Source organism: Noviluteimonas caseinilytica (genome assembly GCF_018406605.1).
GTDB classification, from domain to species: Bacteria; Pseudomonadota; Gammaproteobacteria; order Xanthomonadales; family Xanthomonadaceae; genus Noviluteimonas; species Noviluteimonas caseinilytica.
Genome location: NZ_AP024545.1, coordinates 354870 through 369179 on the forward strand (window position 1 = coordinate 354870; position 14310 = coordinate 369179).

11 protein-coding genes are annotated in these 14310 nt (G+C 69.0%); all 11 read right to left on the reverse strand.

Annotation, left to right across the window (positions count from 1 at the left end; all coding sequences use genetic code 11):
- Positions 1–34: 34 nt before the first annotated feature.
- On the reverse strand, positions 35–1327 hold the full coding sequence (locus LYSCAS_RS01805; RefSeq protein WP_213435337.1) for an adenylosuccinate synthase: 1293 nt from the start codon (positions 1325–1327) through the stop codon (positions 35–37).
- Between the two features lie 124 nt (positions 1328–1451).
- A complete protein-coding gene (hflC, locus tag LYSCAS_RS01810) occupies positions 1452–2315 on the reverse strand; it encodes a protease modulator HflC (RefSeq protein WP_213435338.1) in 864 nt (287 codons plus the stop codon).
- The gene (hflK, locus tag LYSCAS_RS01815; RefSeq protein ID WP_213435339.1) at positions 2312–3403 is read right to left on the reverse strand and encodes an FtsH protease activity modulator HflK; all 1092 of its coding nucleotides are present in this window, start codon (positions 3401–3403) and stop codon (positions 2312–2314) included. The genes hflC and hflK overlap by 4 nt, the downstream gene beginning before the upstream one ends.
- Before the next feature lie 73 nt (positions 3404–3476).
- Positions 3477–4805 carry a ribosome rescue GTPase HflX gene (gene hflX / locus LYSCAS_RS01820; protein ID WP_213435340.1) on the reverse strand — a complete coding sequence of 443 codons (1329 nt, stop codon included), beginning with the start codon at positions 4803–4805 and terminating at the stop codon, positions 3477–3479.
- Between the two features lie 171 nt (positions 4806–4976).
- Positions 4977–5264 (reverse strand): RNA chaperone Hfq, encoded by a 288-nt coding sequence (gene hfq, locus LYSCAS_RS01825; protein ID WP_213435341.1) that lies wholly within the window; start codon positions 5262–5264, stop codon positions 4977–4979.
- Between the two features lie 156 nt (positions 5265–5420).
- Positions 5421–6377, reverse strand: a complete 957-nt coding sequence (miaA, locus tag LYSCAS_RS01830; protein WP_213435342.1) for a tRNA (adenosine(37)-N6)-dimethylallyltransferase MiaA — start codon at positions 6375–6377, stop codon at positions 5421–5423.
- A gap of 7 nt (positions 6378–6384) precedes the next feature.
- A complete protein-coding gene (gene putP, locus LYSCAS_RS01835) occupies positions 6385–7878 on the reverse strand; it encodes a sodium/proline symporter PutP (protein WP_213435343.1) in 1494 nt (497 codons plus the stop codon).
- Positions 7879–7977: 99 nt separating this feature from the next.
- Positions 7978–10515 (reverse strand): TonB-dependent receptor, encoded by a 2538-nt coding sequence (locus LYSCAS_RS01840; protein WP_213435344.1) that lies wholly within the window; start codon positions 10513–10515, stop codon positions 7978–7980.
- Between the two features lie 33 nt (positions 10516–10548).
- A complete protein-coding gene (locus LYSCAS_RS01845; protein ID WP_213435345.1) occupies positions 10549–12579 on the reverse strand; it encodes a tetratricopeptide repeat-containing sulfotransferase family protein in 2031 nt (676 codons plus the stop codon).
- 136 nt (positions 12580–12715) lie between these two features.
- Positions 12716–13615 (reverse strand): dihydropteroate synthase, encoded by a 900-nt coding sequence (folP, locus tag LYSCAS_RS01850; RefSeq protein ID WP_213435346.1) that lies wholly within the window; start codon positions 13613–13615, stop codon positions 12716–12718.
- A gap of 27 nt (positions 13616–13642) precedes the next feature.
- Complete coding sequence (locus tag LYSCAS_RS01855) at positions 13643–14296, reverse strand: HEAT repeat domain-containing protein (RefSeq protein WP_213435347.1); 654 nt, start codon at positions 14294–14296, stop codon at positions 13643–13645.
- Positions 14297–14310: the final 14 nt, after the last annotated feature.

Below are 14310 nucleotides of genomic sequence, written 5' to 3' on the forward strand. Positions count from 1 at the left end.
TTGGCCGCGGACCCGGTGCAGGCGACGTGAGTCGTTACGCGAAGGGATCGCGCAGCACGATATTGGCGTCGCGGTCGGGGCCCGTGGAGACGATCGCCAGCGGGCAGCCCGCCAGTTCTTCCAGCGCGCGCAGGTAGGCGCGCGCGGCGGCCGGCAGCTTGTCCCATTCGGTGATGCCGTGGGTGCTGTCGTCCCAGCCCGGGAATTCGAGGTACACGGGCGTGCACTCTTCCCAGCCGGCGGCGTCCAGCGGCGCGTATTCGGTGCGCTTGCCGCGGTATTCGTAGGCAATGCAGATCTTCAGCGTCTTCATCCCGTCGAGGATGTCGAGCTTGGTGATGCACAGGCCGGTGATGCCGTTGATGGCGACCGCGCGCTTGAGCGCCACGATGTCCATCCAGCCGCAGCGGCGCGGGCGGCCCGTGGTGGCGCCGTATTCCTGGCCGCGGTCGCGGATGCCCTGGCCGACGTCGTCGTCGAGTTCGGTCGGGAACGGGCCACCGCCGACGCGCGTGGCGTAGGCCTTCGCGATGCCGAGCACGTAGTCGATCGCATCGGCGCCGACGCCGGTGCCGGCGAGCGCGCCGCCCACCGTGGTGTTGGACGAGGTGACGTACGGATACGTGCCGTGGTCGATGTCGAGCAGCGAGCCCTGCGCGCCTTCGTACAGGACCTTCTTCCCCTGCTTGCGCAGCTCGTGGAGGATGCCGGCAACGTCGGACTTCATCGGTTCGATGTACTGGCCGAACTCCAGCGCTTCATCGAGCGTCTTCTGGAAATCGACGGCGTCGGTCTTCAGGTACTGCGTGAGCACGAAGTTGTGGTAATCCAGCGTCTCGCGCAGTTTTTCGGCGAGTTCCTTCGGATAGCTCAGGTCGGCGACACGAATGCCACGACGGGCGACTTTGTCTTCGTACGCCGGGCCGATGCCGCGCCCGGTGGTGCCGATGGCCTTGCCGCCGGCGGCCTTCTCGCGCGCCTGATCCAGCGCGATGTGGTACGGCATGATGATCGGCGTGGCCGGGCTGATCTTCAGGCGCGAGCGCACGTCGACGCCGGTGGCTTCGAGTTCGCCGATTTCCTTGCGCAGCGCGCCCGGGTGCAGCACCACGCCGTTGCCGATCAGGCACAGCGCATCGGGGCGCAGGATGCCGGACGGGATGAGGTGCAGCACGGTCTTCTTGCCGTTGATGACCAGCGTGTGGCCGGCGTTGTGGCCGCCCTGGAAACGCACGACCGCCCCGATTTCCTCGGTGAGCAGGTCGACGATCTTGCCCTTGCCTTCATCGCCCCACTGGGCACCGAGAACGACGACTGACTGGCCCATGGCTGGCTCCTGCTGCGCGCAAAGGAAAAGCCGGAGGGCGAAGGGCCCGTCCGGCTTTTGCGGATTATCCGGGTTTCCGGCCCCCGCCGGAACCCCGCGCGCGTGAAGGCGCGGGGTTTTTTGCTCAGCGGTCGCTCTTCATGTACTGCAGGAACGGGTCGTCCTTGTCGAGCACGATGGTCGTGCCGCCGTCGGCGAAGGACTGGCTGTAGGCCTCCAGGCTGCGCTGGAAGGCATAGAAGGCCGGATCCCGGCTGGCCGCCGTGCCGTAGATGCGCGCGGCTTCGGCGTCGCCTTCACCGCGCAGCTTCTGTGCGTCGCGCTCGGCGTCGGCCACGATGACGACCTTGTCGCGGTCGGCATTGGCGCGGATCTGCGCGGCCTTCTCCTTGCCCTCGGCGCGCAGGCGGCTGGCCACCTGCTGGCGCTGGGCGCGCATGCGGCTGTAGACGTCGGCGATGACCTTGCTGTCGGTGGGCAGGTCGATCTGCTTGATGCGCAGGTCGACGATGCGCACGCCGAGCGTGGCCGCACCCTTGTTGATCGCGGCGAGCTGCTTGTTGACGATCAGCGCGCGATCGCCCGAGACCACCTGCGACAACGTGCGCGAGTTGATCTCGTTGCGCAGCGAGTCCTTGATGATCGGGGCCAGGCGCGCCTCGGCGGTTTCTTCGCTGCCGCCGGTGGCCAGGTAGAACGCGCGCAGGTCTTCGATGCGCCCGATGGCGAAGAAGTCGACGCTGACGTCCTTGCGCTCGGAGGTGAGGTAGCGCTCCGGGTCGGTGCTGATGACTTTGAGGCGGCGGTCGTAGATCAACGCGCTTTCGACCAGCGGCCACTTGAAGTGCAGGCCGGGGCCGCTGTCGGTGCGCACCACGCGCCCGAGGTTGAGGACGATGGCGCCCTCGCCTTCCTTGACGGTGTAGACCGAACCGAGCAGCAACAGCAGCGCCGTGACGGCGGTGGCGATCCAGGCGGAAACTCTCATCGGCTGTCCTCCGCGCGACCGGCGCGATCACCGCGATCCGGGCGCGTGTCGCTGCTGGGGGTGGCTTCGACGGCCGGCGAGGCCATCTCGATCGGGACGACCGGCGGGGTCGTCTGCGCGGGCGCGCCCGGCAGCGGGACGTACAGCAACTGGCGGCTGTCGCCGCCGACGATCTTGCGGTTGCGGCGCAGCACGTCCTGCACGGTTTCCAGCCACAGGCGCTTGCGCGTGACTTCCGGCGCGCCGTGGTACTGGTCGAGCAGCAGCGTGAATCGGTCCGCGTCACCGGTCGCCTTCGCGATGTTGGACGTCTTGTAACCCGAGGCCTCGGTGCGGATCTGCGCGGCCTGGCCGCGCGCCACCGGCACGACTTCCGCCGCGTATGCCTGCGATTCGCTGATCAGGCGGTCCTTGTCCTGCTGCGCGCTGTTGACGTCGTCGAAGGCGGGCTTCACTTCTTCCGGCGGACGGGCGTTGGGCAGGTTGAGTTCGGTGACGATCAGGCCGGTGCGATAGGCATCGAGCGAGGCCTGCAGGCGCTGGCGCGCGGTGACCGACAACGCACTGCGTGCGCCGAGCACGGTGTCGAGCGTGGAGCGGCCCACCTGTTCGCGCACGGTGCTCAGCGCCGCCTGCTGCAGCACGGCATCGGCGTCGCGGCTGCTGAAGAGGTATTGCTTCGCATCGCCCACGCGGTACTGCACGTTGATCTCCACGCGCACGATGTTCTCGTCGCGCGTGAGGACCGGCACGGAGTCGGAGAACGTCTTGATCTGCGTGGTCTCGACCTTGGCGACGGTCTCGATGGGCCAGGGCAGCTTGAAGTGCGGGCCGGGCTGCAGCACGCGGTCGAAGTGGCCGAAGCGCAGGACCACGCCGCGCTGCTGCGCGGTGATCAGCACGAAGGTATTGAAGGCAAGCCACAGCACGGCCAGCACGGCGATCCAGCGGCCGATGCCGCCGCCGCCATTGCCGAACAGGCCGCGCAACGGGTCGAGGAACCGGTCGAGGCCTCCGCCACCGCCACGCTTCTGCCACGGGTTGCGGCCATCCTTGTTGGAGGAACCGCCGGGGGTGTTCCAGGCCATGCCTGCTCCTGTGCGCCGCGGGCGAAGTCCCGACGGCTTTGCGCCACCGCCAGCGGCGGGACGACGAGCGATTCTAGGTGGGGGTGCCCGCCGCCTCAACCAAGAGCGGCCGGAGCGGTTCACCGTAGGCATGGGCGACGATGCGCTCGGCGTCGGCCTCGGCGAGGTCCAGGCTGAGGGTCCAGCCGTGTTCGTCGTGGTGTTCGGCCAGCACGGCGCCGAGTTCGTGCAGGCGGGCGCGTAGGCGGCCCGCGCCCGGCGGCAGGCTCACTTCGCCGGCCACGCGGCGCAGGCCCAGGCGTGCGCCGAGGGCGTCGCGCAGCAGGTCCAGGCCGTTGCCGTCGCGCGCGGAGAGCCAGACGCGTTCACGCGCGGCGCGCGCATGCACCGGGTCGTGCGCATCGCCGGTGGCATCGTGGCGCGCTTGCGCCCCTTCGATGCGATCGATCTTGTTGTAGACGAGCAGTTGCGGGATCTGTCCCGCACCGATTTCTTCGAGCACGGCGTCCACTTGCGCGATGCGTTCTTCGCGCAGCGGATCGGCGGCGTCGATGATGTGCAGCAGCAGGTCGGCTTCGCGCGCTTCGGCGAGGGTGGAACGGAACGCCGCGACGAGTTCGTGCGGCAGGTCGCGCACGAAGCCGACGGTGTCGGCCAGCACCACGCTGCCGCCCGGCAACGCGATGCGGCGCACGGTGGGATCGAGCGTGGCGAACAGCAGGTCGGCGGCGTACGCATCCGCCCCGGTCAATGCGTTGAACAGCGTGGACTTGCCGGCGTTGGTGTAGCCGACGAGGGCGACGCGCGGCAGTTCGCTGCGCACGCGCGCGCGGCGCATCTGCGTGCGCTGCACTTCCACTTTTTCGAGGCGGCGCTGCAATTGTTCGACGCGCTTCTGCAGCAGGCGACGGTCGGTTTCCAGCTGCGTTTCACCCGGGCCGCGCAGGCCGATGGAACCACCGCGCTGGCGCTCCAGGTGCGTCCACCCGCGCACGAGGCGCGTGGCCATGTGCCGCAGCTGCGCCAGTTCGACCTGCAGCTTGCCTTCGTGGCTGCGCGCGCGCTGCGCGAAGATGTCGAGGATCAGGCCCGTGCGATCGACCACGCGGCGCTCGAGCAGTTTCTCGAGGTTGCGTTCCTGGCCGGGCGAGAGCGGATGGTTGACCAGGATCAGGTCCGCGCCGCTGGCGTCGGCCGCGGCCTTCACTTCCTCCAGCTTGCCGGTGCCGATGAGCGTGGCCGGATTGGGCTTGTCGATGCGCGCGGTGAGCATGTGCGCGACGCGCGCGCCCGCGGAACGGGCGAGGTCGGCGAACTCCTCCACCGCGCCGTCATCCGGCGGACCGCCGGCGTGGGGCTGGATGAGGAGGGCGATTTCGCCCTTCTTGCTGCGTTCGAACATCGAGGAAGTCAATTCGGGACCGGGGACCAGGGACTGGGGACAAGGGAGATGGGGCGTGCGATCAGCAATCGCAATGCACGCGCACGATTGCAGAAGGACCGTTCAAGCAATGCGACGCAAATGGGACCGACGAGACCCCGGTCCCTGGTCCCCGGTCCCTCGTCCCGGCCGTTACTCGACCTCGTCGCCCTCGTCGCCCGGCCCGCTCTCCGACCCGTCGGCGGCCTGCACGTAGCCGCCGCCCGGGCCCACGCGCACGTTGCGCGCCGGCACCACGGTGGAGATCGCGTGCTTGTAGACCATCTGGCTGACGGTGTTGCGGAGCAGGACGACGAACTGGTCGAACGATTCGATCGTGCCCTGGAGCTTGATGCCGTTGACGAGGTAGATCGAGACCGGCACGCGTTCGCGGCGCAGCGCGTTCAGGAACGGGTCCTGCAAGGATTGGCCCTTCGACATGGGTGTTTCCCCAAGTTGTTGTTCGATGTTGGGACACGGAGCGCGCTCCGCCATCGCCCGACCCGCACTCCCCGCGGCGGCGACCGGCCGATGGTACACGGCCCGCCCTGCCCCGGGCGCGTGCACGCCGGCAGGGTCCGGCGGTACCACCGGAGGCTAGTCGAGGAAGGCGGCGACCGTCGACGCCAGCCTGCGATCGTCGCGGCCCGGCTCGCACCAGACCGCGTCGCGCTCGCCGCGCAGCCACGTCCATTGTCGTTTCGCGAGCTGGCGGGTGGCCGCGATGGCGCGTTCGCGGAACGCGGCCGCGTCGCCTTCGCCATCGAGGAATTCCCACGCCTGCCGGTAACCGACCGCGCGGATCGCCGGCAGGTCGCGCGGCGCGGGGTGCGCCTGCAGGGCGGGCAAGATCCGCAACGCGCGCACTTCGTCGAGGAAACCGGCCGCGAGCATCGCGTCGAAGCGCGCCTCGATGCGCGCATGCAGCACGCTGCGCTCGCGCGGGGCGAGGACGAGTTTCAGCACGCGCACCGGCAATCGCTGCGCGGCATGCGCGCGTTGCCAGTCGGAAATCGGGCGCCCGCTCGCGCGATACACCTCCAGCGCGCGCTGGATGCGTTGCGGATCGGTCGCGTGGATGCGGCGGGCGGCGTCGGGATCCACGCGCGCCAATTCGGCATGCAACGCGGGCCAGCCGAGGCGCGTGGCTTCGTCGGCAAGTTGCGCGCGCAGGGACGGATCGGCTTCGGGCATCGGCGCCAGGCCCTGCAGCAACGCCTGGAAATACAGACCGGTGCCGCCGGCGAGGATCGGCAGCTTGCCGCGCGCGACGATGTCGTCCAGCGCCGCGCGCGCATCGCGCGCGAAGTCCGCGGCCGAGTACGGTTCCCACGACTCGCGCACGTCGATCAGGTGATGCGGGATGCCCGCGCGTTCTTCCCGCGTCGGCTTGGCCGCGCCGATGTCGAGTCCGCGATACACCAGCGCCGAATCGACGCTGATGATTTCCCCGTCGTACTGCCGTGCGCACGCGAGCGCGAAGGCGGTCTTGCCGGATGCGGTGGGCCCCGCGATGGCGAGCGCGCGCGGGCGTTGGTCCTCGCGCGGATCCATCGTGGCCTCAGTACCCGTTCTCGGCGAGCGCGGCGTGCACCTGCGCGTGCGTTTCGCGCACCTGCGCCACCGGCACGCGATCAAGCACGCTGCCCAGCACGATCGCGACCGACGCAGCGATGAAGCCCGGCACCATTTCGTACAGCGGGCTGCCGGTCTGCTTCCACAGGATCACCGTGACGGCGCCGACCACCATGCCGGCCAGCGCGCCGTTGCGCGTCATGCGCGACCAGAACAGCGAGAACAGCACCACCGGGCCGAACGCCGCACCGAAGCCCGCCCATGCGTAGCTCACCAGTCCCAGCACGCGGCTGTCGGGATCGCGCGCGATCCACATCGCGAGCAACGCCACCGACAGCACCATCGCGCGGCCGAACCACACCAGTTCGCGCTGCCCTGCGCGCGGGCGCAGGAAGCCCTTGTAGAAGTCTTCCGTCAGCGCGCTGGAACACACCAGCAACTGGCACGACAGCGTGCTCATGATCGCGGCGAGGATCGCCGACAACAGCACGCCCGCGATCCACGGATTGAACAGCAGTTCGGCGAGCGCGATGAACACGCGTTCCGGGTTGTCGCGCACCATGCCGGACTGGCCCGGGTGCTCGCCGAAGTACGCGATGCCGAAGAACCCCACCGCCATCGCGCCGAACAGGCACAGCACCATCCACGTCATGCCGATGCGGCGCGCCTTGGGAATGGTGGCCAGGTCGTCGGCGGCCATGAAGCGCGCCAGGATGTGCGGCTGCCCGAAATACCCGAGCCCCCAGGCGAGCAGCGACACGATGCCGACGACGCCGAGCGTGCCGCCCTTGAACGGATCCAGCCGCGCCGGATCCACCGCGCGGATCGCCGCCATGCTGGTGTCGAACCCGCCCGAGCCCACGATCACGATCACCGGCGTGAGCACCAGCGCGAACAGCATCAGCGAGGCCTGCACCGTGTCGGTCCAGCTCACCGCGAGGAACCCGCCGATCAGCGTGTAGAGGATCGTCGCCGCCGCGCCCCACCACAGCGCCTGCGCGTACGGCACGCCGAACACGCTCTCGAACAGGCGCGCGCCCGCGACGATGCCGCTCGCGCAATACACGGCGAAGAACACCAGGATCACCAGCGCCGACAACACGCGCAGCACGCGGCTGCGATCGTCGAAGCGATGCGTGAAGTAGTCGGGCAACGTGAGCGCGTTGCGTGTCTTCTCGGTGTAGACGCGCAAGGGGCCCGCGACGAATTTCCAGTTGCACCACGCACCGAGGATCAGGCCGATCGCGATCCATGCTTCCGACAAGCCGCCGAGGTACAGCGCGCCGGGCAAGCCGAGGAGCAGCCAGCCGCTCATGTCGGAGGCACCGGCGGACAGCGCGGTGACGTAGCTCCCGAGCGATCGCCCGCCGAGGATGTAGTCGTCGAAGCTGTTCGTCGACCGGTACGCCGCGATGCCGATGCCCACCATGGCGAGCAGGTAGATGGCGAAGGTGATCAGGAGCGGCGTGCTGGCGGTCATGGGCGGGTTCCGTGCGCGATGGGCGAGTGTAGCCGCAGAGCCGGGCCGCAAAAAAAGGGCCGGCTTGCGCCGGCCCTTCGATCCACGTCGCTTATCGCATCAGAAATCGCGCGACCACCGCACCCCGAAGGTGCGCGGCGGGGTGCTCACCGTGTACGGCTGGTTGCCGCAGGTCAGCACCGCGCATTCGGCGAACTTGGAGAGCTCCGTCGTTTCGTTCGTCGCGTTCTTGATGAAGATGTCCATCGACCAGGCGCCGCGGCGCCAGCCCGCGGACAGATCCAGCGTGGTGTACGCGTCGAGCGTGCCGAGCAATGCCGATTCCGCATCGCGCAGGTCGGTGCGACGGTCGCCCTGGTGGAAGACCGCCCCCTGCACGTGCGCTTCGTACTCGCCGATGTCCCAGGTGTAGCGGCCCGTCAGGTTGCCCTTGAAGCGCGCGGTGATCGGCAGGCGTGCGCCGCTCAGCGCCTGCGGGCCGTCCACCGCCTCGCCGGTCTGCGGATTGATCGTGCCCGCCGGGCACACCGTGACCGGGTTGCCGAGCAGGTCGGTGAAGCCGCAGTAGGTTTCCGTGAGCTTGGCGTCGTAGTACGCAAAGCCGCCGGTCAGCAGGAAGTTGTAGTTCACCGCCCACTGCAGTTCGGCTTCCAGGCCGTCGATGCGCGCCTTGGCGGCGTTGCGGATTTCCGTCAGGCCGTTCTGGCCCAGGTACGAATACTGGAAGTCGTCCCAGTCCTGGCGGAACACGGCACCGTTGAACGTCAGGCGCTTGTCGAGCCACGAGGTCTTCCAGCCCATCTCGTAGTTCTTCAGGTAATCCGACAGGTATGGCGGCAGCGTGCCGCGGCGGTTGATGCCGCCCGGGCGATAGCCTTCCGAATACGTGGCGTACAGCAGCGCGTCGTCGGTCAGCTTCCAGTTGACGTTGAAGCGGCCCAGCGAGCCGCTTTCCTTGACACGCTTGTTGAACACCGAGCACGGCGCGCCTTCGTAACCGGGCCAGTTGGCGCGGTTGTCGCCGAACTGCAGGCGGCACGCGGCTTCGCCGTACGGCGGCACGCCGTTGGACTGCGCGCTTTCGAGCGAGGAATAGCCGTCGGCGAAACCGAAGTAGCCCTGCAGCCCGTTGGTCGAACGGAACCAGCGACCACCGGCCGTGACGCTCCACGCATCGTTGATGTCGAAGGTGAGTTCGCCGAACACCGCTTCGTCCTTGTCGTTGCGGTCCTGCTCGGTCAGCCAGATGGTGTCGGGCCAGCCCTGCACGCTCAGCGAATCGGCCAGGCCGTCGACGCGGTAGCGCTGCTCGATGTCGTGCTTGTGTTCCTGCCAGAACACGCCGCCGACGAAGCGCAGGCGATCTTCCGCCGGCGAGGCGATGCGCAGCTCGTGGCTGGTCATCGTGTACGCATCCTTCGCCTGGATGTACTGCGAAGGATTCACCAGGTTGAAGTCGTCGTCGTAGAAGTACGCGCCGTAGCCGGAGATCGTGTCGTACCAGAAGCCGTAGTCGCTGTAGTCGGCTTCGGAGTCCACGTCGCGCTTGAGGTGACCGAAGGCGTACGTGAGGTCGAAGTTGCCGATCTTGCCCTGGATGGTCAGCGCGGCCTGCGTCCAGGTGTCCTTCGAGGATTCCGGGTACGCGTGGTTGACCTTGAACTCGCCGACGCTCGGATCCCAGCCGGTGCTGCCGGTGGCCGTCTGCTTCTGGCCCATGATCATCGGCGTGATCGACCAGGCGTCGTTGAGGTCGAACTTCAACGCAACGCGCGCGCCCGTGGCGTTGGCTTCGTTGTAGTTGCCCTTCGCCAGGAGGTCGTTGTTCTGCACGATGCCCGAGGTCGGGAACACGCGCGTGCCCGCCACGTTGTCCACGTAGCCGGCGTCGTGCTTGTTCCAGCCCACGATGCGCACCGCGGTGCGATCGTTGATCGGCACGTTGACCATGCCTTCGAAGACGTGGCCGATGCCGCCGTTCTCGATCACGTTGACTTCCGCCGCGGCACTCGCGGCGAACGCCGACGCATCCGGCTTGTTGGTGATGATGCGCAGCGTGCCCGCCTGCGAGCTGGCGCCGTACAGCGTGCCCTGCGGGCCCGGCAGCGCTTCGACGCGGTTGATGTCGTACATGTGGACATCGAGCGCGCCGGTGATCGTGGTGATCGGCTGTTCGTCCAGGTACACGCCCACGCTGGGCTGCGAACCGGAATGGTTGCCGTCGCCGCCGCTGGCCACGCCGCGCATGTAGACCTGCAGGAAGCCCGGGCCGGAGAACACGCCGCCGCCGGCGGTGCCGAAGGAGACGCTGGGGATCAGCTTGGCGTAGTCCTGGAAGGACGCAACGTCATGGCGTTCGAGTTCCTGTTCGCCGACGGCCTGCACGCTGATCGGCACCTTCTGCAGGTCCTGCTCGCGCTTCAACGCGGTCACGGTGACCGTGTCGAGCGTGGCCTGGCGCTGCTGCGTGGTGGGCGCCGGTGCCGGCTGCTGCTGCGCCGGGTCCTGTGGCGCGGCTTGCGCGAACGCCATCGACTGGAACGCGACGTAGATGGCCGCGGCGAGCGTCCCCTTCGACAACGGTCGCAACGCTGCGTGGCGCGCGGGGGCGCGCCGCTGGTGTTTCGAGGTCCCCATTCCCGACTCCTTCCCTTGGTTGGTGAGCGAACGTCAGTGCAACGACGGGTCGGCGGGCACGGCGGGATACGCCGTGAGCACCGGACCCAGGTGTTCCTCCAGCGGCCCGAGCCACGGCGCGTAGTTGCGCCACTGGTCCAGGCCGTCGCGGTAGATCGGTTGGCGCACCTGTTCGGAACTCGCGGTCCGCACGGGGCGCGTGTTCTCGAAGAAGCGCAGGCATTGCGGGTCGAAATCCAGGCCGCAGAACGCCAGCAGGCGGCGCGTTTCGGCTTCGGTGTCATCGACCATCGATTCGTAGACCACGCGATGCACGCGGCCGGGCTGCACGCGGTCGAAGTGCGCCATCAGCGCGACGTAATCGCGGTAGTAGCGGCCGATGTCCTCCAGCCGGTAGCTGAAGTTCTGCCCGCGCGCGAACTGCTGCTTGAACAGCGAGAAGCCGCACGCGAGCGGATGCCGGCGCGCGTCGATGATCTTCGCGTTGGGCAGCGCGAGCATGATCAGGCCGACGTGCAGCCAGTTGTTCGGCATCTTGTCGATGAACAGCGGCGCGTCGGACTTGCGGTGGATGCGCGTGTGTTCGAGGTATTGCGCGCCGAGGTCGGCGATGGCACCGGCGTCGAGCGACGCGAGCACATCGTGGTAGTGCGTGCCGCCCTCGCCTTCCGCGCGGCGGCGCAGGTCGCGCGTGAGCGACAGCAGCTCCGGCAATTCCATCGTCCCTTCGACGGACGGATGGCTGGAGAGGATCTGCTCGATGAGCGTGGAGCCCGCGCGCGGCATGCCGACGATGAAGATCGGATCGCGCGCGTCGCAGCCCATGCCGGCGCGTTCGCGGAAGAAGTCCTGCGTGTACAGCGCCATCGCCTTGCGCACGCGCAGCGTGGTGTCGCGCGCTTCGTAGGGCACCAGCGCGACGCGCTGCGCGTTGCCGCGGCGGTAGTGTTCGAACGACGCGGCGAATTCCTCTGCGTCTTCCAGCGCCTTGCCCAGCGCGAAATCCAGGTGCAGGCGGTCTTCCGGCGAGAGGTTGGTGCGCGCGAACTGCGCGCGCAGCGTGGCGATGTCCTCGGCGGTGAAGCGGAACGTCTTGAGGTTAGCCAGGCTCCACCACGCATCGCCGAACCAGGGCTCGAGCGCGGCGGCGCGCCGGTAGGCGTCGATGGCGTCGGTGGTACGGCCCGCGGTCTTCAGCGCATGGCCGTAGCTGAGCCACAGGCGCGCGTGGCGCGGATATTCCTTCGACAGGCCTTCGTACAGCGCGATCGCAGAGTCGTAGTCGCCCGTGCGGCACTGCACGACCGCTTTCAGCGTGCGATAGCCGGCGTTGCCCGGATCCTTCGCGAGCAGCGTTTCGATTTCGGCCAGCGCTTCGGCGGGCTTGTTGGCGCGATGCAGGACCATCGCGTAGTGGTGGCGCGCGGCTTCGAACTGCGGCGCCAGCTCCACGCAGCGCGCGAGCAGCGACTCGGCGTCTTCGATGCGGCCCATGCGCGCCTGCGTCTCGGCCAGCATGCGCAGCGCGGCGGTGTCGGTGGGCGAGCGGCGCAGGTGGGTGCGCAGCGTGGCTTCGGCTTCCGGGATGCGGTTGGCCTGCAAGGCGCTGGCGGCCTGCAGCAGCGCCGGTTCGCGCACGGAGTGCACCAGGTGGGCGGCGTAGGCGGCGTCGGCGGCGGCCTGGTCGCCGACGGCGGAGAAGTGGTCGGCCAGCGCGAGCCAGGCGCGCGGGAGTTCGGGTTTCAGCGCGACGGCGCGCTGGAGCGCGGCCACTGCATCGTCGCCGCGGCCGCTGCGGCCCAGCGCGATGCCCAGTTCCAGCTGGACGGCCGGCGACCGGGGTTGCTCGAGCGCGAGGGGAACGAGGATGTCGGTGGCGCTGCGCGGATCGCCGCACGCGGTGTGCGAGGCGGCCAGCAGCAGGCGGGCGACGGGGTGGCCGTGGACGACGCGGAGGACTTCCTCGGCCTGGCGGCCGGCGAGCGCGGGGTCCGTGGACAGCAGCTGCGACGCGTGCGCCAGCGCGCTTTCGACGGAGGCCGTGGGCTCGGGTGCGTGGGTCATTCGGCCACCAGGACTGCACCGGCTCGGGACGTGGGCCGAGACTAGGCTGCGCAAGGCGCGCGGTGCAAGGGTCGGAAGCGGTTACACGCGGCTTTTGCACGCATCGGATGCGCAAGTTGCCGGGCACGCCGGCAGGTCAGTCGTCGTCGGGCCAGCGGATCGCAGGGGCTGCGTCACGGGCGCGGGGCGCGGGCACCGCATCCACGGCGGCCCAGATCTTCAAGGCATCGACCGTGGCCGCGACGTCGTGGACGCGCAGCAGCTTCGCCCCGCGCTGGGCCGCGATCAGGTGCGCGGCCACCGAGCCGTGCACGCGCGCGTGCGGATCGTCGCGCCCGGTGAGCTGGCCGATCGTGCGCTTGCGCGACAGGCCGGCGAGCACGGGCACGCCGAGGTCGGCGATCGTGTCCAGGCGCGCGAGCAGCGCGATGTTGTGCGCGGTGGTCTTGCCGAAGCCGAAGCCGGGATCGACCACGATGCGCGCCTTCGGGATGCCCGCCATCTCCGCGGCGAAGATGCGTTCGGCGAGGAAGCGGTGCACGTCGCCGACCACATCGTCGTACTGCGGCGCGTCCTGCATCGACCGCGGCTCGCCGAGCATGTGCATCAGGATCACGGGGACGTTGAGCGAAGCGGCCGCATCGAGCGCGCCTTCGCGACGGAGTGCGTAGACATCGTTGATCATGCCGGCACCGGCGGCGATGGCGGCGCGCATGACCTCGGGTTTCGACGTGTCGATGGAGATCGGCAGCGTGGTGGCGCGCGCGAGGGCTTCGATCACCGGGATGACTCGGCGGAGTTCTTCTTCCAGCGGCACGTCGTCGGCACCGGGCCGCGTGCTTTCGCCGCCGATGTCCAGCGCGTCGGCGCCCTCCCCTGCCAGGCGCAGGCCGTGGGCGATGGCCGCGTCGGTGGTCGCGTGTTCACCGCCGTCGGAAAACGAATCCGGCGTGACGTTGACGATGCCGATGACGCGCGGCCGGTCGAGCTTCAGCGCGCGGCCGGCGCAATCCAGGGTGGGGGTGGTGTCGAACATGCGGGGGCTCCTGTCGCAGGCCGCAGATTATCCCGGTCGGGATGCGGCCTGCTTCGCGGCCAGCTTCTCGATGGCCTGGATCGCACCCTCGGCGTGCTTCCGCATCCACTTGTGCGGCGCATTGCGCGCCAGCGCCGTGAGCGCGGGCAAGGCGCGCGGCGACGGTGCGCGACGCAGGGCCAGGGCGGCGTGGCCCTGCACGTCCTGGTCCTCCAGCAACGGAACGAGCGTGTCTTCCACGGCCGCGGCGTCGAATCGGCCCAGCAGCACCACGAACATCTGGCGCGCGGCGCCGTAGCGCGGATTCGATGCGATGGCGAGGTAGGTCGACAGGAATGGCGACTTGCGGCGCACGAAGCGCTGCAGGTCGCTGCCGAAGCCCCACAGCATCGAATCGTGCCCGGTCAACGGGTCCGGGTTTTCCGCCTCGCGCAGGAAGGCGTGCACGAGCGCCGCTTCGATTTCCGGATGGCGCCGCGTCCAGGGGCCCACCAGCTTCCCGCCGACGTGCAATTTCACGATCGGGTCGCGCACGGTTTCGAACAGCTGCAGCATCCAGGCGATGAAGTCCGGCGTCATGTCGGCTTCGCACAGCGCGTACAGGTTGGGCTTGTCGAAGGCCGCGAGCGCGGCGTCGACGACACGACCGTCGTGCTCGCGTTGCTTGAGGTCGGGTGGCATGGGCCGATGCTAAA